14 protein-coding genes and 1 pseudogene are annotated in these 19,347 nt (G+C 45.4%); 8 read left to right on the forward strand and 7 right to left on the reverse strand.

The window, feature by feature from the left end; genetic code table 11:
• Nucleotides 1-311: 311 nt before the first annotated feature.
• On the forward strand, nt 312-6,356 hold the full coding sequence (gene pulA, locus FIU99_RS23610; protein ID WP_006961416.1) for a pullulanase-type alpha-1,6-glucosidase: 6,045 nt from the start codon (nt 312-314) through the stop codon (nt 6,354-6,356).
• Between the two features lie 139 nt (nt 6,357-6,495).
• Here the strand turns inward: pulA and FIU99_RS27405 are convergent, their stop codons facing one another.
• Entirely contained in the window at nt 6,496-6,669 is a 174-nt protein-coding gene (locus FIU99_RS27405; RefSeq protein WP_006961415.1) for a hypothetical protein, read from the reverse strand.
• Nucleotides 6,670-6,812: 143 nt separating this feature from the next.
• On the opposite strand from FIU99_RS27405, the gene FIU99_RS23615 reads away from it, so the two are divergent.
• From FIU99_RS23615 to queF, 3 genes and pseudogenes are all read left to right on the forward strand, one after another.
• Nucleotides 6,813-7,409, forward strand: coding sequence for a helix-turn-helix domain-containing protein (locus FIU99_RS23615; protein ID WP_006961414.1), 597 nt, complete (start codon nt 6,813-6,815; stop codon nt 7,407-7,409).
• Nucleotides 7,402-8,283 carry a queuosine precursor transporter gene (locus FIU99_RS23620; RefSeq protein WP_006961413.1) on the forward strand — a complete coding sequence of 294 codons (882 nt, stop codon included), beginning with the start codon at nt 7,402-7,404 and terminating at the stop codon, nt 8,281-8,283. Before FIU99_RS23615 ends, FIU99_RS23620 begins: the two co-directional genes overlap by 8 nt.
• Nucleotides 8,270-9,076 (forward strand): annotated as a pseudogene (gene queF / locus FIU99_RS23625) (NADPH-dependent 7-cyano-7-deazaguanine reductase QueF). Before FIU99_RS23620 ends, queF begins: the two are co-directional and overlap by 14 nt.
• 117 nt (nt 9,077-9,193) lie before the next feature.
• On the opposite strand, the gene FIU99_RS23630 reads toward queF, so the two are convergent.
• Complete coding sequence (locus FIU99_RS23630) at nt 9,194-9,994, reverse strand: arylamine N-acetyltransferase (protein WP_006961411.1); 801 nt, start codon at nt 9,992-9,994, stop codon at nt 9,194-9,196.
• Between the two features lie 94 nt (nt 9,995-10,088).
• A complete protein-coding gene (locus FIU99_RS23635; RefSeq protein WP_043009986.1) occupies nt 10,089-10,958 on the reverse strand; it encodes a GyrI-like domain-containing protein in 870 nt (289 codons plus the stop codon).
• A 127-nt stretch (nt 10,959-11,085) separates the two neighbouring features.
• On the opposite strand from FIU99_RS23635, the gene FIU99_RS23640 reads away from it, so the two are divergent.
• Nucleotides 11,086-12,261: a PLP-dependent aminotransferase family protein gene (locus FIU99_RS23640; RefSeq protein WP_006961409.1), complete on the forward strand. Its 1,176-nt coding sequence runs from the start codon at nt 11,086-11,088 to the stop codon at nt 12,259-12,261.
• Between the two features lie 61 nt (nt 12,262-12,322).
• Here FIU99_RS23640 and FIU99_RS23645 read toward each other — a convergent pair whose 3' ends face one another.
• Both FIU99_RS23645 and FIU99_RS23650 read right to left on the reverse strand, forming a co-directional pair.
• Nucleotides 12,323-13,372 (reverse strand): ArsO family NAD(P)H-dependent flavin-containing monooxygenase, encoded by a 1,050-nt coding sequence (locus tag FIU99_RS23645; RefSeq protein ID WP_006961408.1) that lies wholly within the window; start codon nt 13,370-13,372, stop codon nt 12,323-12,325.
• A 159-nt stretch (nt 13,373-13,531) separates the two neighbouring features.
• The gene (locus FIU99_RS23650) at nt 13,532-14,146 is read right to left on the reverse strand and encodes a LysE family translocator (protein WP_006961407.1); all 615 of its coding nucleotides are present in this window, start codon (nt 14,144-14,146) and stop codon (nt 13,532-13,534) included.
• 249 nt (nt 14,147-14,395) lie between these two features.
• Here FIU99_RS23650 and FIU99_RS23655 point away from each other — a divergent pair, with 249 nt between their 5' ends.
• On the forward strand, nt 14,396-15,217 hold the full coding sequence (locus tag FIU99_RS23655) for an AraC family transcriptional regulator (protein WP_152472572.1): 822 nt from the start codon (nt 14,396-14,398) through the stop codon (nt 15,215-15,217).
• Here the strand turns inward: FIU99_RS23655 and FIU99_RS23660 are convergent.
• On the reverse strand, nt 15,214-16,599 hold the full coding sequence (locus FIU99_RS23660) for a PLP-dependent aminotransferase family protein (protein WP_039952249.1): 1,386 nt from the start codon (nt 16,597-16,599) through the stop codon (nt 15,214-15,216). The genes FIU99_RS23655 and FIU99_RS23660 overlap by 4 nt on opposite strands.
• 101 nt (nt 16,600-16,700) lie before the next feature.
• On the opposite strand from FIU99_RS23660, the gene FIU99_RS23665 reads away from it, so the two are divergent.
• A complete protein-coding gene (locus FIU99_RS23665) occupies nt 16,701-17,600 on the forward strand; it encodes an EamA family transporter (RefSeq protein ID WP_006961404.1) in 900 nt (299 codons plus the stop codon).
• A 56-nt stretch (nt 17,601-17,656) separates the two neighbouring features.
• Here FIU99_RS23665 and FIU99_RS23670 read toward each other — a convergent pair whose 3' ends face one another.
• Nucleotides 17,657-18,142, reverse strand: a complete 486-nt coding sequence (locus FIU99_RS23670) for an Lrp/AsnC family transcriptional regulator (protein WP_006961403.1) — start codon at nt 18,140-18,142, stop codon at nt 17,657-17,659.
• A 114-nt stretch (nt 18,143-18,256) separates the two neighbouring features.
• On the opposite strand from FIU99_RS23670, the gene FIU99_RS23675 reads away from it, so the two are divergent.
• Entirely contained in the window at nt 18,257-19,192 is a 936-nt protein-coding gene (locus tag FIU99_RS23675; protein WP_039952157.1) for a DMT family transporter, read from the forward strand.
• Nucleotides 19,193-19,347: the final 155 nt, after the last annotated feature.

Below are 19,347 nucleotides of genomic sequence, written 5' to 3' on the forward strand. Positions count from 1 at the left end.
GGGTTAAAGATCCAATTTCTTAACATTGAAACAGCTTGTTGTAATCCTACAGCGGTTGGTTTATTCGTCACTACAAAGTGTCAGATTTCTCACTGATTGCACATCATCTGAGTAATTTTTCGATCGTTTTCAGGGCTGTAATTGTGAGCCTGATTCTAAAATTTTTTCTCCTCCCCTCCGTCTACGCCTACTCAATCAGTTTTATAGGATGAGGAAATTAACTGTTTTAAAAATATAACGTTAGCTTGAAGCGATTTAACCAAACAGAAAAGTTTATCGCTCGTGGAACGTGAATATAAATGGAAATAAAAATGAACATCAAGCTAACAAAACTGAGCCTAGCTATGGCGTCACTTGGGCTTTTGGCAGGTTGTAATGACCCGCTAGAAGTCAACGTGATGGATGGCTACATCGAAAAGGCATCTGTCTGGCTGGACGTCAACGGAAATGGTCGACAAGACCGTTATGAACCGTCAGCCGTCACTGATAAAGACGGATATGCTGCCATTGACCTTGAAGGTCTAAATATCGAAGACGAAGACGTTTATCTTGTCGCTAAAACCCAACGAGGCGTATCGATTGACGCTGATATTCCGGGTGTCGCTGTGACAAGAGACTATACCTTGATGGCACCGAGCCATTACTCTTTGGTCACACCATTCTCGACTTACATTGCTGCGCAAATGCAGCAAGGTGTCAGCGAACGTAAAGCATTGCGCAAACTGCGTCGACAACTCAAACAGCCACACCTAGATATTGAAAGCGATTATATTGATCAGAAAGAGGTGGTCGTCGCAAGAAGCGCGAAGGCGTTAACGCAATTACTGCCAGAAACCGTTGAAGAGCAAGATATGGAAGCGCTGGCGGATACGTTGGAGCTGGGCAGTAAAGCATTAGGAAAAGAGCTTAAACGTGGTCGTAATGAACTGCTTAACAAGACGTTAATGCTGGATGAGCAAGGTGTGCCGGTTATCGCGCAAGATAGCGATGGTGACGGCGTAGCCGATGCGATTGATCTGTTCCCAACCGATATTAAAGAGTCGGCAGATGCCGATAATGACGGAATTGGCGATCATGCGGATACGGACGATGATAATGATGGTTTCAGCGATGTTGTCGAGTTAGAACTCGCTAGCGACCCCTACTCATCGGCGAGCTTCCCCTCCGATCTGGATGGCGACAAAATCCCAGATGCGCATGATTCAGATATCGACGGTGACGGTTGGAGTAATGAAGAAGAAACTCGTTTAGGAACCGACCCTTACTCGGCATCCAGTCAACCTGCCGATCGTGATGGTGATGGCATCACTGACAGCGAAGATAGTGATATTGATGGTGATGGTGCCGACAATGGCATGGACGCGTTCCCGGAAGATCGATTTGAAAGTAAAGACACCAATGGCGATGGGCTAGGAGACTTTGCCTCTAGCGACGATGATGGAGATGGGATTCCAGACAGCATCGATCCAAACCCAACCAGCCCAGATAACAGTTCATCCGAGCCTGCCCCTGTTTATTCTGAATCGATCATTTACTACAAACGAGATGACGGTAATTACGCGGACTGGGGGCTGCACCTGTGGAATAACGCATCTTGTGACGCAGTGTCGGCTGACGCCTTAAACGGCGTAGATTGGGGCAACCCATACGCTTGGGGAGAAATCGACCCGCAATATGGTGCTAAGTATGTTGTACCACTGAAATCCGATCACGGTGCATGTATGAACTTCATCGTGCACAAAGGTGACGAAAAAGCGCTGGGCGGTGATGATCTGAAGGCTGAATTTGCTAAAGGTAATACACTTTATACGACACACGGTAGCTCAGTCGTTAAATACTCACCAGATGAGCAAATTGTGGTGAAACTTGATGGTGCAGCGGCTCACTGGCTCGATGTTAATTCCATTGCTTGGTTTGATCATAGTGAAGCAGCCAGTTATCAAATCTGGAGTCGTGCTGCGGGTAATGGTGATATCAACCAGCCAGAACAGTTTATCAAGTACGACATTTCATTTGCTGGCAACGTTGACAATCCTGACTTCCCACACCTGAAAGATCGTGTCGGTTTCTATCTGGATGTTGATACTGAGACGGCTAAAGCGTTGCTGAAAACACAGCTAATTGCAGTGGCACTCGATGATGAAGGCAAACCGTTGGTCGCAACTCGTGTCCAGATTCCGGGTGTTGTCGACACGCTTTACACCGCAGGACCAAATGATGCGGATGAAGCTAAATTGGGTAGCTGGATTGAAGGCGATAGTGCGAACTTTGCGCTTTGGGCGCCAACAGCTCAAGATGTTGAACTGTATTTGTACGATCAGGATAAAGCACTAATCGCACAATCGCCATTCAGTTTGACTGTCGACTCAGCAACTGGCATCTGGCATTACCAAGGCGATGCTTCACTGAAGAATGTGTTCTATCGTTACCGTGTGAAGGCTTACCATCCGAAAACCGACCACGTTGAGTGGATGATGACTACTGACCCTTATTCTCTCTCTCTGAGTACGTCCAGTTTGCACTCTCAACTGGTTGATCTCACCGATGATGAAACCAAACCGGCAGGTTGGGACAGTCAATCGATTCCAGAGCTGGAGAATCCAGAAGATCACATCATTTACGAGCTCCATGTACGTGACTTTAGTGTCAGCGATACGCAGGGTACACCAGCAAACAACGGTAAGTATCTGGCCTTCTTAGAAGATGAACGCGACAGTGTTAAGCAGTTGAAGTCGTTAAAAGAAGCTGGCCTGACAACGATCCATCTTCTACCGACTTACGATTTGGCTTCCATCCCTGAAGATCCAGCGAAGACGGTGAATCTGACCGATACCGTAGAAAAACTTTGCGGCATTAATCCTGATGCCAAGTTGTGTAGCGATGGTACTTCACGCGGTGCAACCATTCTGTCTTTGTTAGAACAAACGGACCCTAACAGTGGCGAAGCACAGGCATTGCTCGCAGATGTTCGTCCACTGGATGGATTCAACTGGGGTTATGACCCATTCCACTACAACGCACCAGAAGGCAGCTATGCTGTTGCAAAAGATGGCATTTCGCGTATTCGTGAGTATCGTCAGATGGTGCAGAAGCTTCACGATATGGGCTTCAGAGTGGTACAGGATGTTGTCTACAACCACACCTATTCGTCAGGCTTGTATGATAAATCTGTGCTCGATAAAGCGGTGCCAGGTTACTACCATCGCCTGAATCCGATCACGGGTGCTGTCGAGAACTCAACCTGTTGTGATAACACTGCGTCTGAGAACCGCATGTTCGAGAAACTGGTGGCAGACAGTGTAGTGATGTGGGCTCAGGACTATAAGATCGATGGCTTCCGCTTCGATTTGATGGGACACCTGATGAAGTCGAGCATGCTGCACGTGTATGAGAAAACCAAGTTAGTAGATGAAGACACTTGGTTCTATGGCGAAGGTTGGAACTTTGGTGAAGTTGCTGATGGTCAACGTGGTGAAAACGCAACCCAATGGCCGATGGCGGGTACAGGCATAGGGACTTACAACGATCGTCTACGTGATGGTGTACGCGGTGGTGGTCCATTCGATAGTGGTGATGCCTTGCTTGAAAATCCGGGTTTTGCTAATGCGGGTAGCCGATTCAATGATGATCTGAAATCGAAGATGGATCTTATCCGTTACGGTATGACAGGTAATCTGCAAAACTACCCGTTAGAAACGTATAGCGGTGCCACTGTGTACGGTCGTGACTTCCAGTACGGAGGGCAAGGTGCGGCTTATACGCTCGATCCTCAGGAATCCATTAACTATGTTTCAAAGCATGACAACCAAACGTTGTGGGATTTCAACCAGTACAAAGCCGATGCCAGCGCTACGCCAGCAGACCGTGCACGGATGCAGATCGTAGGTCTATCAACTGTAATGCTCGGACAAGGTGTACCATTCTTGCACATGGGGTCTGAATTACTACGCTCTAAATCCATGGAACGCGATAGTTACGACAGTGGTGATTGGTACAACAAAGTCGATTTCAGTAAGCAGACGAATAACTGGAACATTGGTCTGCCACGTGCTGACAAAGATCAGGCTAACTGGAGTGCTATCCAATCAATCATTAGCAACCCGAATACCGTGGCAACTCCGGAGCATATTGCTTGGACAGACAAGGTCTTCAAGGAACTGCTGAAGATTCGTTCCGGCACGCCATTGCTTCGTTTAGTGAGTGAAGAGCAAGTCTTGAAGCGTGTACGTTTCCATAATACTGGGCCGTCGACATTACCGGGCATGATTGTGATGTCGGTGAATGATGGGGTGAGTGTAGGCGCAGACCTTGATAGCAACTTCGACTCAATTGTTGTTGCGATTAATGCCAATACTTCAGCACAAACCATTCAGATTGCTGGAGCACAAAGCTTTGAGTTGCATCCTGTGTTGAAAGCCTCGTCTGATTCAGTCGTTAAGCAGGCGAAGTTTGAAGACGGCGCTTTCACTATTCCACCATTAACTGCGGCTGTCTTTGTCCAGACACAAAATGGTGCGCAAGGAGAAGGGCTGAATATTGATAGTAAGCCAGTTGATGTCGCGCCTTACGGTTCTACAAAAGTATACGTTCGTGGCTCAATGAATGGCTGGAGTACCAGTGATGAAATGGCCTATCAGGGTGACGGTGTGTACGCCTTTGAAGGCTACCTCACTCCGGGAGAGTATGAGTTCAAACTGGCTTCTTCTGACTGGAGTACGATCAATCTTGGTTTTGGTGGCTTCTCAACTGGCAACGGTTCCGTAACACTTGAGGATGCAGGTAATGGCAATATCAAGGTGACAGTGACCGAGCAAGGCGTGTACAAATTTACGTTAGACGCTTCAGACCAATCCGCGTTGGTAGTATCTGTCGTAGATACAAATCTTGACTATGCCTGCTATCAGGATGACAGCAAAGCTTGTGATCTGAGGATCTATCAGGTGATGGTGGAGTCATTTGTCGATGGAGACCCAGACCATAACTATGGTGTGGGCTACGGCAATTCGCACCACAATGGAGACCTTCAGGGTGTCATTGACAGTCTTGATTACATTGCAAGCTTAAACGTGAATGCGTTGTGGTTAACACCTGTGTTTGATTCTTGTGCGGGCCAGGCTGGTGATGATCGCCTTGACGCCACGGGCTATTTTGCTTGTGACTACTTCAATGTCGATCCTAAATTTGGCACGAATGAGAAGCTGAAAGAACTGGTTGATGCTGCTCACGCTAAAGGTCTATACGTGCTTTTAGATGGGGTGTTCGGTCATACTAACCTTACTGGTGTGAAACCTTCCCCAACGGGTAAGCTACCAAGCCTGAGAGGGGAAGAGGGTTACCCGGGTATGTATGTGAATTACCCAGATGCAGCGAGTGAAGCCTTCTTCACAGAGGTGGCAACTTATTGGGTGAAAGAGTTTGGTATTGACGGCTGGCGTCTCGACCAATCTTATCAGCTTCCACTTGAGGCATGGCGCAACATTCGAGCTGCAGTAGAGCAAGCCTCACTGGACAATAAGAATGCTGGTAAGCAATGGGGAACACTGGGCTACATGGTCGGTGAAGTCTGGAAAGGTGCAGATGAGATTACGGCAACAACCTATGGCAGTGACTCACAACCGGGCCTTTCGTCGGCGTTCAACTTCCCGTTACGCTACGGCTTAGTTCAAGCTCTGGCGGTTGAAGAATCAGGGGCGAGCAACAATGCCCGTGTTTTGGATGCAGAGTGGAACAACCGCGCTAAATCGCCTTACCATGCGATGCCAAACTTAATGCTTGGTAACCATGACTTGTTGCGCTTCGGTGACCTGATTCAGCGTGGCAATCTTGGTGAAGCAGTCAAACGACACAAAGCCGCGTTTAGCTTTCTAGCGGCTTACTCTGGACCAATCACACTCTACTATGGTGAAGAGATTGGTGACGAAGTCGCTAACTTCTCGGACAAGGTCACATCAGATTGTGCCTCTCAGGGGCTGTGTGATGATCATGTCGCTCGCTCAAGCGCGAAAGTGCAAGGCGTGACTGGGGTGACACTGACTGCTGAGCAACAAGATGTGAAAAACTATCTGACTCAAATTATGCAGGTTCGTAGTGAACATCCGGCGCTTTATGCGGGTGAGAGGCGCAACTTATGGTTGGATGACAACCTGTATGCTGACCTGAAAGTGAATGGTGATGAGCAGATCATCTATGTGCTGAACACATCAACATCGGAACAAACACTCAATGTCGATTTAACAAGAGTCAAATCGACAGACGAATTTGAAGACTTGATGAGTGGTGAGCTGATTAATGTTCAGGCAACATCCGGTGCGGTTTCTGTTCCAGCTCTGACAGGGCGACTTCTTTTAATCAAATAATCATTTGTCATAAGAAGTCGACTGAAACGAAAAAGGCTCTCCTATGTGGAGAGCCTTTTGTTTTAGAGTCCAATTATCAATGCAGCTGTTGATAAACATTTAATGGTTGAGTCTTTTGGTCATGACCAAGTCCAACGTTTTATTTCTGGTGAATCACTTGGTTGGTAGGTTTCTTATTCTGAAGTTCGTCCAGTAGTAGCTGTGTGTGAACATAGAGGTAGCTTATCGCCTCTTTTTTCTCGGGCTCTGCGTGAATCAACCGGCACCAGTAGGTTATCTCTTGAAGGCGAGACTCTAGGTCTTCTGTATTCATGATTATTTACCAACAGTAAAAGATACACTTTAGTGTACACATTATGCATGCATGTGTATATTTAATTGTTTTTTAATATGATACTGATATCATTTGCTTTTTGGGAGAGGTCTGGCCTCGCTTTATGACCAAAAGGCACATAAATGAAGAACAACAGTGAGCAACTGGACATACTCAGAGACAACATACAGTTTGGCCTAAATAAGAGTAAAGAAACGAAGGCGTCATTAAGTCGCAAAACCGGTGTTACGCGTTCGACTATCTATAAAATACTTGATGGCAAGGTTGAAAGAGTGCAGACCTCGACGGTTGAACGCATTGCTAACTTCTTTGGAACAACCTGTCATATCATTCAAAACGAATCCCTAGAAGATCTTCTATCTGAAACACCTGTCGTGTCGGTATGCGGAAACAAGAACCCAATTGCTGTTCCGATTCTGAGTGAAATGGAGTTCATCCAGAAAAGTGAATATTACATCGGCGACCTGGTCACTGATTATCCCCTTACCTACCACTTTTCTGAAGGGAGTAACATCGTAGCGATTAGAGTGGGTCAGGTTTTGTCTAATTATTTTACCAAGGGCAATCTACTGATTATTGATCGCTCGAATCACAATGAAAAAGAGCTGAGTAAGCTCATTGTTCGCGGTGGTGCATTGCATTCTCTTCCCCCTAACACTTCTCTTTTAGAAGGCGATTTTCTTTTTGGAGTAATACTCGAGGAACGTTTTTGTGTTTAATAAAAAATATAAATTGATTGGCTTTAATGGTGCCCCTGAAATGATGGCTAGCGTGATGATACGGGGAACTGGAAAGGTCGTGAATATGCCCGCTAAAGATCTTATTTCCAGTGAAGTTGCTGATGATCTAAATCGAAATGAATTAGTTGAAGTATGTAAGAAAGTTTATTCAAAATCGAGCTTTGAAGGAGCATACGAGCTAGAGGACAGACATGAAAGTTATTGGATGAGTTACTCTTTTCTCGTACTTTGTCTGTGTTCTCTTTTTACATTGTCAAACATTACCGGAATTAAACCTGTAGAAATATTCAACACAGGCTTAATTGTACCTGCCGCAATATTTCTTTACCCAATTTCATTTATATTTGTTGATATATTAAACGAATACTTTGGTTTAAAGCTCGCCAGAAAAGCCATCATACAATCGACAGTGGTCAATGCTGGGATACTCGTTCTTCTCTATTTATCCACCACTATTCCTAGCATAGGCCCATGGCAAGCGATGGATGAACAGTATACTTCGCTTGTCACGAGTATGACCTCAGTGTTCTTAGCTTCTTTAAGTTCTTACTTTATTTCTGAGAACATCAATGCTTACGTCCTGAACAAAATAAAGATCGCCACACAATCTCGATGGCTTGCCATTCGAGTCATAGCAAGTACCAGTATCGCATCTGTAGTGGATAGCGCACTATTTATTAGTATTGCATTCTTTAATGTACTACCAAATGACGTGCTGTTCGTAATGTTTCTCAGCCAGGTTACTATTAAGATCTTATATGCACTGTTCAGTGTCGCGCCAATTTATTTCGCAAGGAAATTGTTTTCCCGCTTAATCAACGTCAAGGAATTAAATAATAATGACAACCTATGATAAGAACCTAGGTAAAAAAAGCGAGTATATCTCTCAGTATCAACCTGAGTTACTCGATCCTATCCCAAGACAAAAAGGCAGAGATGAGATTAAAGACCTTAAGGTCGCTACTCATGCTGGTTATGACTTATGGACGGCTTTTGAAGTGTCATGGTTGAACAATAAAGGTAAGCCGATCGTCGCAATCGCGGAGTTTATTATTCCTCATACGTCCAACAACTTGATTGAATCGAAGTCATTCAAATTGTATTTAAATAGCTTCAATCAAACACGTTTTGAGTCGAAAGATATTGTTATTGAGAAAATGCAGTCCGACTTAACTAATGCTGCTGGTGCTGAAGTGACGGTGTCATTTATGGGTGTAGATGAACCACAACAAACCTCAATAAATAAGCAATTTGATTGCATTGATGGTTTGGATATCACCGTAGACTCGTTTGAGTATGATGAGGATTCGCTCTCCGGAAGCACTGTGGATGAATATGTCTCTGAATCTTTATGTTCCCACCTTTTGAAGTCGAACTGTTTGGTGACGAATCAGCCAGATTGGGGAAGCGTATACATCCGTTATACGGGAGCTAAAATCAATCATGAGAGTCTTCTGAAATATCTAATCTCATTCCGTGAACATAATGAGTTTCACGAGCAATGCGTCGAGCGCATCTATTCTGATATCAAACGATGAAAGCTGACAGTTTTTGCTAGATACACGCGACGAGGCGGTCTTGATATAAACCCTTATCGTAGCGACTTTGAAAGCGAAATCTGCTCTGGTAGAAACCCGAGACAGTAAACCAACGGCTTAAACTAAAAAGCCTGCTTGAAAGAGGGACTTAACCCGAATTGAGCTTAACTTGTAGGTCCGTTGTTCAGAGCAGATGTCTTGCTTACATCTGCTCTACCAACACCGCTAAATATTTGGGCTGAGTGGTATTAAATCGTCAAAGCTTGCGTCCAGTTCGATGCCAAACGTTTCTTTTAAAACACCAAGATAGCCTTCGTCCTCAGCAATCTCTTTTTCCTCTGTATGTTCGTTCGTTTTTATCTTTAACGTGCTGTTAAGCAGCGTGATGATGCCGTTATCTGTGGTTATTGTTGCCACCCGCTTTTGCAAGAAAGTGGAGTCAGGGCTGGTCGAGGTGTAGAAATTGCCGCAAGCAATATCGCTTTCGCAAACGTGAGTGAAATCAAGGCTATAAAGATCAATCCAGTTATCGTCTATTTTTGCCTGAAGCATGGCGCCAAATAGAGGATGTTTTACAAACCGTAAGGTCTGTAAGTCGGTGGTGATTTCCCTGTCGAAAACAACAGGTATAGGAGCACGCGGAGTCTGGGCCCCGAAGCCAACATCGACAATCCATTCCTGCCCCTCAAGCACAACGAGCGATACCTGATGGCTGCGGCTGGATGGTTCTGGCCCAAGATGTACCCGACCAAGCAGCGGTTTTGCATCAAAGCCAAGACTCTTGAGAGCACTAAGAAGCAAGGCATTCACTTCAAAGCAGTAGCCCCCACGTTCACTCAGAACCAGTTTCTCGAACAAAGCGTCCTCAGATAAATGGATGGTGCGGCGCAGTGCTACATCAAAGTTTTCAAAAGGAATTCTGCGATGTTGAGCACGATGGAGGGCAGTGAGATCGTCGATTGTGGTTTGGGGTATGTATGACAGACCGATCTTAGAAAGATATTGGTTTAGTCTGCTTGAGTCCATTGAACAGCTCCGTTGTTAATGAGAAATAACACGTTAACAGAAGAGGTTTAATTAATTCAATCCGAGCCTTGATGATTGCGAGCTAAGTGACTGCCTAATAGAAACTGATAGGGAGGTAAAAGTCGAGTTCAAAGTGCTCATCGTCATGTAGGAAGTGGTTCCTATGATAGTGAACATACGCGGGTGTTGACCCCAATTTAAAGCCAGATTCGGGTAACCATTGTTCATGAACCTTACTGATTTGAGGAAGCAGCTCTCCATACACTCCAGTGAGACGAAACACGGCATGTAATCCACCCGGTATCACTAACTGATTAACCACACCTCGAACCTTGATTGGTTTGTCTATCTCGATACACGCAACGTAGCGACAGTTATCCAGTTCAACCAACGCTGGGTTTGAATGATGCAAACCGTATTGACGTGATGTGTCACGCCCCTCGCTGCTTGCCCATGCATTTAAGACTCGCCAAGCATTTTTTACGGTTCGGCTGTAACCTACATGGCGAACATAGGCAGCGAGACGATCGGAGGTTTCGATGATTTTAGGCTCGGGAAGAGTTTTCTTTGCGACGCGATAATAGCCTGCGGCGATTTCAGGATCTTTGAGATAGGGCTTATCGATATTTTGTTGCTCGTGCTTTCGCCATTCTCCTGGTGAGACACTGAAAGTGGATTTAAATGCGCGGCTGAACGAAGAAACAGAGTGAAAGCCACATTTGTTGGCGATGTCCAATACCGAGGAATGCGGATCAAACATTAGTTGATTTGCGGCGTACTCCATTCGTGTTCGGCGAATATACTGATGGATGGATTCTCCGACAACCTGCTTAAAAACGCGGTGAAAGTGCTGCTCAGAATACGCTGCGATGTCCGCTAATTCCTTGGCTGGTAAGGATTTACTGATGTCTTTATGAATGTGATAAAGCACGTCATTGATTCGGAATATGTGTTGTCGGCTCATAAAGAAAAATAGCATAAATGGACATGTTGAACAGCATAAACGGACATCCTATTTTCATCAATGGGTTATACACTTCATTAACGTCTTTTCGACGATAAAAATTCTAAAATTACACTCAGGAACTGTTATGGAAATCGCTCGCTCCCTGCAACAAATCTCGTCGTCTTATATTCGTGAAATTCTCGCTGCCGCATCGGATAAGAATGTCATCTCGCTTGCGGGTGGCTTACCAGATGAAAGTACATTTCCAATTGAATTAATGAAGCCAACACTAGAAAGCCTTTCATCAATGCCGGAAGTTTTCCAGTACGGGGCAACTGCAGGTTACGCCCCACTTTTAGAGTTCCTGACAGAGTATTTTGAGTTGCCAGAGACGCACTCAGTAATGGCGTGTACAGGATCACAGCAAGGGCTAGACCTGATCGCTCGTGCTTATGTAAACCTAGGTGACAAAGTGGTCATGGAAGCACCTAGCTACCTTGGTGCGATGCAGGTGTTTGGTTTGGTTCAGGCGGATATTGTCACTGTACCTCAGACGGAGGCGGGCCCTGATTTACAAGCGCTTGAGAAGAGCTTCGCTGAACAATCACCTAAGATGTTCTACGCCGTACCAGATTTTCATAACCCAACTGGTGTGTGCTGGACGTTGGAAACTCGCCAAAAGGTTGGTGCACTGTGTGAGCAATACAATGTTGTTCTGATTGAAGATGCACCGTACCGTGAACTTAGATTCTCAGGTCAAGCGATTCCATTGGTCTCTGATTTCTGTCCACAACACTCTATTGTGCTGCGCTCTTTCTCAAAGATTGCGTCTCCAGGTCTGCGAGTTGGTGTCGTCAGTGGTAAGAGTGAATATCTTGAGCCACTCATCAAGATCAAGCAAGGTGCTGACTTACACTCAAGTGTCCCTATGCAAGCGCTACTTCTGGGCTTGCTGAAACACCAAGGCTTTGAACAGCACATTGGTACGGTTAGAGACTTGTACCAATCTCGCTATGAGAAGCTATTTTCTGAGCTGCAAAAGCAACTACCAGCTGGCTGCGAAGTGAAGCCTGTTGAAGGAGGCATGTTCATTTGGGTGACGTTGCCATCTTGCGACACATTTGCACTGGCAAAAGCGTTACTAGGGAATGGCGTTGCGGTTGTGCCAAGCCCAGTGTTCTATCCAAATGCAGATGAAGCCAAGCCCGCATTAAGACTTAACTACACTAATGCCTCGCCAGAGGAGCTAACGGTAGCAGTCGAGCGTCTTGCTAAAGGCTTGAAAGCATCCATCAGCGAGCCTGAACTCGAAAACGCGTAATGAATGAAAAACAGCCCCTACTCACTGAGAGTGGGGGCTTTTTCATTACTGAACCTAGATTCTAGCTTGCAATCAATTCAAAAGACTCGGCTATCTGGCGGGCGGTTTCTCGGGCATGCTTTTGTACGCCGATAATGGTCGCCGAAGCGTAGCCAGACCATTCCCCATAACCAATCAGCCATAGGCCTGAATGCTGAGTAGAGCGAGTGCCTTGAGTCAAACTTTGTAGATCCGTATTTAGCTGTAAGCCTTTCAGGTGGTTGAGCTGAGTCTTAAAGCCTGTGCACCAGATAACTGCATCAATGGCAATGCGTTTGTTAGCAGTGATAATTTCATGCTCGCTAAAAGATTCAATGTCTTCTTCACGAATCAACACTCCGCGTTCACGTGCTTCTTTGACCGAGTCAACCATGACGATTTTGGAGAAGTCATCGGTGTTTTCTAGCTTTTCACCCTTCATCGCGGCGTAATAACGTTTTGTAGAAAGCTCGAATAAGTAACGTCCATCCAGTTCATCATCGAGGTAATCGAGAGGGCGATTGGTAAACCAGTGCGTATTGGCGACTTGAGATACTTCAGCCAATATCTGAGATCCTGAGTTACCGCTGCCTATCACCGCGACGTTCTTACCAGCGAATATCGCATTGTTTTTGTAGTCTGCAGAATGTACCTGATCACCTATAAAGCGCTCTAGGCCGGGGAAAGTTGGAATGAATTGGCCTGAAAAGTTACCAGTCGCAGATACAACGGCTTTCGCGAGGAATTCCCCGTTATCTGTTGTGATATGAAAAGTGTCTTCGAACTTAGTGACATCCAGCACTTTCACAGGACGTTCAATACGAAACTGATAACGCTGCTCATATTTGCCGAAATAGTCGATCACTTCATCACGGCTAGGGTAAGCCTCGCGAGTTTTAGGCATCATAAAACCAGAAAGCGAGCTGTACTCCTTTGGTGAAAATAGTCTCAGGCTATCCCATGCATGTAACCAAGCGCCGCCATGTGTTGGATTCGCATCTAAGATCAGTGGGTCAATACCATTTCTTTTCAAATAGTAAGCGGTCGATAGCCCAGCTTGCCCTGCACCAATAATGATTACTTGCTCGGTCATGTTTACCTTCCCACACCAAAATGTTGATGAAATCTAAATTTCCAGAATATTCGAAATTTAAAGTTTTGTGACTGGTTCGTCAATATATTTCGACAAAATTGGAAATTTAGATGTGAATGATGAAATACAAGCCTGAAGAAAGAGGGGAGTGTGATTCACTTAAAATGTGTTTATCAACATAAAGATAGCAAGAGCGATGAACAATAAACCTGTGGCAACCTCGATCCAATGAGTTTTCGCTTTAATAAACTGGGCGGCATAACTGCCAGCAAACGCGTAAATAAGGTGTACGGAAAAGGTACATAATAAAAGGATTACAGTGAGCTCAATACCAGTTTGTAAGCTATTGGCTTCAGTGTTGATGAAAGCGGGCAGTAGTGCGACAAAAAAGACAATAGTTTTGGGGTTAAACACAGATAACATCACTCCAGAAGTGAATACGGTAGTACGGTGAGTGGTTTGCGGAGCATCATCACCTTCACTAGGGTGGGAGCGCAGTAAGCTCACAACACCAAGATAGAATATGTAGCCAGTTCCTATGAATTGAACGGCTTTGAACAGCGATTGTGAACTTAAAATGATGGCTGATAACCCAAGAATCGTAGCTGTAGCAACCAGCGCCATCCCGGTAATAATCCCGCACATAAGAGGAATGGTGCGTTTGGTGCCTTTAATAATCGAAGAGTTGATGACGGCAAGAGTGCCGGGGCCTGGTGTACCTGCTGCGATTAGGCAAGTCATGATATAAGCGAGCATGTCAGTGTGTTGAAGCATCTTGGTTTTCCTATCTCTTTTTACACCATTTTTCTGTGTTTCATGCTTTCGAGATAGGACGATATTGGCGTTTTAAGCTCATTTTATTGCTTGGTTTTCGTTCAAATATAAGAGCGTTCTTTGTTATTTCTATAATTATTAGATAGTTAGGTTAACTGTGAGTAGAAAAGTAATAGGATGAAATTGACTTGAAGCCTTTCTCAAACTCGATTAGCGTTAAGTAATAGAACGATCAAGGAGGGAGTCTGGGTGAATTCAACGTATTCGCAAATCAAATGCTTTGAAGGCATCGAGAGTGTCTATGCCCATTACAAAGATGAACACTTTTCTCCTCACGTTCACGAAGGTTATGCCATCGGCATCATTGAACGTGGTGCACAGAAATTCTTCTACAAAGGTGGCAACCACTTGTCTGGTGCGAGTTCTTTAGTGGCAGTAAATGCAGATGCTATCCACACCGGTCAATCAGCCAGTGACAATGGGTGGAGCTATCGTGCCATTTACCCAACCCCTGAAGTGGTAAACAAAGTGTTGGCCGATTACACCGATGGTCGCCACTACAGCCCTTCGTTTCAGACGCCAACAATTGAAAATCCGGCGTTGACGAATCACTTACGCACCTTATTTGAATACTCGGATATCGATGCGCCTGCTCTAGTGCTGGAATCCTTGTTGATCACTTTTCTCTCCAGTCTTGCTCGTGCTTCCGGTTCTAAGTTGCCGGATGGTGAGACGGCCAGTGCAAAGGCTAACATCGAACGAGTGCGTGATTATATCAGAGAGTATTCACACCAAAACTTAACCATCGATGAGCTGGCAAATCTGGCCGGCATTAACAAATACACATTATTGAGACAGTTTAAGCAGGCTTACGGTTTGGCGCCTCATCAATATCAGATACAGCTGAGGATTCGCCATGCTCAGACGCTTTTGCGTCAAGGTGTGGCACCGTCGATTGTCGCGACTGATTGCGGCTTCTACGATCAAAGCCACTTGTCTGCTCACTTCAAAAAAGCCCTCGGCGTGACGCCTAAGCACTATCTCAATGGCATGCAGATGTGCCGCCGTTAGTCAGAAAGCGTAATCAAAAGATCAATAAGCGTGTCCAATTCTTCTTTTGCACGCCCTTCAAGCGGGTAACCCATATTTATTCTCACACAGTCGGAATAGAGATCGAGAGTGGTAAAGAGATGCCCGAGGCGGATATCAATTTTGTGAGTTTCGATTTCGCTCTGTAACTGTTTACTGTCCAAACCCGGAGCTTGGATCCAAAGCACCATACCGCCTTGTGGGTTGCTGATCTTTATGTGCTCGGGCAACTGCGCGGTTAGATAGTCGAGATAGTCTTTTCTTAGCGAAAGTAGCTTTTGCTTTCTGCGTCTGAGTTGCTTGGCGTACTGGCCAGAATCAATGAAGTCAGCCACGGCTAACTGAACCGGAGTCGAAACTCCATAGCAACTCGCTCCAAACTGACCTTGATAGGTTGACTTGTAACGACCGGGCAAGCACCAGCCTAATCGATAACCCGGAGACAGGCTCTTTGAAACTGAGCCGCACCAGAGAATATAACCAGCTTGATCGTAATATTTTGCAGGCAAAGGCGTATGGTCAGAGTAGGATAGCTCTAGGTAAACGTCGTCTTCAATCACAGGAATCTGGTATTGATTTGCCAGTTGCGCCAGCGTTTGTTTTTGCTGAGCCGACATGCTGATCCCCTGTGGGTTCATATGAGAAGTACAGAAAATACCCGCCTTGACATTGCCTTGCTGAAAGTGTGCTTCCAGTTGTGCTAAATCGATGCCGTCGTCTAAAGAGGGAATCTCGACAATTTTTCGCGCCATCTGACCAAGTAATTCGATGATGCCGTTGAAGCATGGTGAACTGATTGCGATAGCATCACCTGTCTCAGTGCAGGATTCAATCGCTGCTTTTAACGCTGACATACAACCAGCTGTGACGACAAGATCACTGGCAGAAAAGTGTACGCCGACTTTAGAAAAGTGAGTCGATAATGCCTGACGCAGCAAAGGCTCTCCCTGAACATCAGGATAGTGGTTGAGTCGGTCGCCCATTCGGCGCAAGGCTCGGCGAAAACTGCGTTCGAGCTCTGTTACGGCTTGTTCATCATTGGCGGTACTGGAAACACCTAATGGGCCTCGCAGTGCAGAATGTACGGAATTGAAGTTGCGGACTGTTGATACGGTGCTGACAAACTGTTTGAGCTCGGGTGTCTGATGGGAGTGCTGGCGAGGTGCGACGAAGTGACCTGCTTGCGGGCGGGATTGGATCCACCCTTGTGACTCCAGCTCTTGATAGCAACTAACGGCGGTCGACATACTGACAGAGTGCTGCTGTGAGAGTTGCCGTAAAGAGGGCATTTTGTCCCCTTCACACAGCTTAGCGTGTTGAATATCTTCAATGAATTGATTGGCTAACTGCTTATAAATGCTCATCATCATAACAACTGTACTGGTTTTTATTTGAAAAATTGTATCTGTATCCCTTTTTGCTCGCAAGCGATACTCATATTCACAGAATGAATGGAGGGATAACAATGAAAAAAAACGACCTAATACTTGCGGTATTCGTCATGGCTATTTGGGGATTTAACTTCTCAATGATCAAAATGGGGATTACCAATGTTCACCCACTGATTGCGACAGCTGCCCGTTTCGCGCTTGCGGTGATCCCGGCGATCTTTTTCATCGCCAGACCAAATGTGGCTTGGCGCTATCTGGTCAGTTATGGGTTAGTGTTTGGCGTCGGGATCTGGGGCATGGCGTCTTGGTCGATTACTGCGGGTTTGTCTTCCGGAATGTCTTCGGTTTTGCTGTCGAGCAACGTATTGATCGGCATGGCGGTCGGGCTTTTTGTCTTTAAAGAAAAGTCGTCACCTCGAAAATTGATGGGGGCTTTGCTTGCTATGGTCGCGCTGCTGGTGCTGGTGTCTGCGACCAACGGTAATATTACTGCTTCAGGCCTTATGTTGATTATGATTGCGGCAATCAGTTGGACCTTAATGGGAGTCATCGTTAAAGCTTCCAAAACCAAACAGGCTTTTGCATTTAATGTATGGGGAATGTTGTTTGCGCCTGTACCGCTCGTGTTGTTCGCGACGGCATTGCACGGTGAACAAATCCTTTGGCAAGCGTATGAAAACTGGGATATGAACACGACAATTGCAGTGGTTTTTCAGGCTTACCCAACCACCTTGTTTGGTTACTGGGTCTGGAATCGAACGCTGATTAAGTACCCGTTAAGCACCGCAGCACCTTTGACTTTGCTTGTTCCAGTATTCGCTTTAGTCAGTGGCTATTTCATGTATGACGAAGTGCTCTCTATGCCGCAAGTCATCGCGAGTGCGTTGTTTCTGATAGGCATCGGTTTGATTGTAAAACCTGCCTCGGAAAAACACAGAGCGGCAAGCGCTAAGTTAGCAGGTCAAAGTCGATGAATGGATTTATTCATTGAGCGAAGATTAAGATGGGTGAGCAGAGTTTTGCTCGCCCATTATTTTTGTGAGCGAGAATATTGGTAAGGCACGTTACGTCGTTTGACGGGTGTTGATTTCACAATGGAGGTATTGGTTTCAGCCAGAGAGGATACTTTGTCTAGGATTTCATCCAATTGCTCCATTGTGCCGAAACGCATCCGAGCATAAAAACAATCTTCACCAGTGACTTTGTCGCATTCAATAAACTCTGGCGTTTCGATGATCATGGCTTCCAGCTGTTTTATCTTTCCTGGTAGTTGACGCATACGTACGATGGCTTCAAGTGGGAATCCTAAATTTTCTGGTGCGAGTTGAACCCGATATCCTGAAATAACGCCGAACTCTTCCATACGTTTGAGTCGCTCGTTAACGCTCGGAGACGACATTTTCACTTCTCTGGCTAGCTCTGCGACTGGCATTCGTGCGTTCTCGTTAAGTAAGTCGAGTAGTTGGCTATCGATGGCGTCCAGCGTCCAATCTTCGTTTTTAAGGTTCTTACGCATATTTGTCTTCCTTTTTTAAGTCTCACTGAAAAATGAGCTTCATTTCGCCATGCCTTTGTGGGGGATTACTTCTTAATCTATGTGTATTACTTAGTAGATTCAAGGGGATGAATTATGTATAGGAATGATACAGAAGCCGGCACCATCAAAATGATCACCGCTATGGTGTTATCGGGAACCATAGGATTGTTTGTGATTGAGTCAGGTCAATCGTTTTGGAATGTCGTATTTTTCCGCTGTTTGATCGCAGGCCTGTTTCTGGCTGGTTACGTTAAATGGCAGTATGGTTCGTTTACTGCAGGCCTGAATAGAAAAGTACTTGGGTTGATTTTGGCGGGTGGTATTACTTTGGTGGGTAACTGGGTTTTGCTCTTTGCCTCTTTTGATTATATCCCTTTCTCTATTGCTACGATTGCTTACCACATGCAACCAATTATGTTAGTTGTTGCTGGTTCACTGATGGCAAGGCAACTGCCAAGCGTGAATCTCATTGTGTGGCTATCAGTAGCATTGCTGGGGTTGGTGTTAGTGACTGATCTGGATCTAAAGCAGCTAAGTATTTTGCTGCAAGGTGAAGATGTTGGCAGCCAGAAAATATTGTTTGGGCTGTTATTGGCACTGGGTGCTGCACTGTTGTACACAGTGACGACATTATTGACCAAAGAAGTCAGCCAAGTATCGCCAAGCGTGATTGCACTTGTTCAGCTCAGTGTGGGTGTTGTCTTACTGTTACCTATGGTGGATTGGTCGGCGCTGCCGAAGATTCCAGTTCAGTGGGGAGCGTTACTCACACTTGGTTTGGTAAATACCGGATTTATGTACGTCATCATGTATGATGCCTTTCAAAAACTCACCACTCATCTCATCGCCATTTTATCTTTCGTGTACCCCGTGACCGCTTTAGTGGTGGATTACTTTGCCTTTGATAATGTGGTGAATCTATCGCAAGGTTTGGGAGTTATTGGGATATTGTTGGCTGTATGTGCCGTAAAATTTGACTGGCGGATTGGAGCATTAATGCCAACCGTAAAAAGTCAGCAAAAAATCTAAGCAACTCTTTTCCATATGTTTTGTGTGGTTATTACTCACCTTAACCACATTGCAATTGCATATTGCGACTTATGTTGCAATATGCAATTGATAATATGCACTTGATGGATATTATCATGTGTTTTCACTCAAATCTCACAGCTGTTCACGCTTTC

The sequence above is a fragment of the Vibrio sp. THAF64 genome (assembly GCF_009363455.1).
Classification (GTDB): domain Bacteria; phylum Pseudomonadota; class Gammaproteobacteria; order Enterobacterales; family Vibrionaceae; genus Vibrio; species Vibrio coralliilyticus.

Coding starts and splice junctions, on each gene's coding strand:
- FIU99_RS23650 (WP_006961407.1), bottom strand. CDS start 14,146: ATGCTTCAACACACTGACATGCTCGCTTATATCATGACTTGCCTAATC.
- FIU99_RS23675 (WP_039952157.1), top strand. CDS start 18,257: ATGTATAGGAATGATACAGAAGCCGGCACCATCAAAATGATCACCGCT.
- FIU99_RS23615 (WP_006961414.1), top strand. CDS start 6,813: ATGAAGAACAACAGTGAGCAACTGGACATACTCAGAGACAACATACAG.
- pulA (WP_006961416.1), top strand. CDS start 312: ATGAACATCAAGCTAACAAAACTGAGCCTAGCTATGGCGTCACTTGGG.
- FIU99_RS23645 (WP_006961408.1), bottom strand. CDS start 13,372: ATGACCGAGCAAGTAATCATTATTGGTGCAGGGCAAGCTGGGCTATCG.
- FIU99_RS23630 (WP_006961411.1), bottom strand. CDS start 9,994: ATGGACTCAAGCAGACTAAACCAATATCTTTCTAAGATCGGTCTGTCA.
- FIU99_RS23660 (WP_039952249.1), bottom strand. CDS start 16,599: ATGAGCATTTATAAGCAGTTAGCCAATCAATTCATTGAAGATATTCAA.
- FIU99_RS23635 (WP_043009986.1), bottom strand. CDS start 10,958: ATGAGCCGACAACACATATTCCGAATCAATGACGTGCTTTATCACATT.
- FIU99_RS23640 (WP_006961409.1), top strand. CDS start 11,086: ATGGAAATCGCTCGCTCCCTGCAACAAATCTCGTCGTCTTATATTCGT.
- FIU99_RS27405 (WP_006961415.1), bottom strand. CDS start 6,669: ATGAATACAGAAGACCTAGAGTCTCGCCTTCAAGAGATAACCTACTGG.
- FIU99_RS23670 (WP_006961403.1), bottom strand. CDS start 18,142: ATGCGTAAGAACCTTAAAAACGAAGATTGGACGCTGGACGCCATCGAT.
- FIU99_RS23665 (WP_006961404.1), top strand. CDS start 16,701: ATGAAAAAAAACGACCTAATACTTGCGGTATTCGTCATGGCTATTTGG.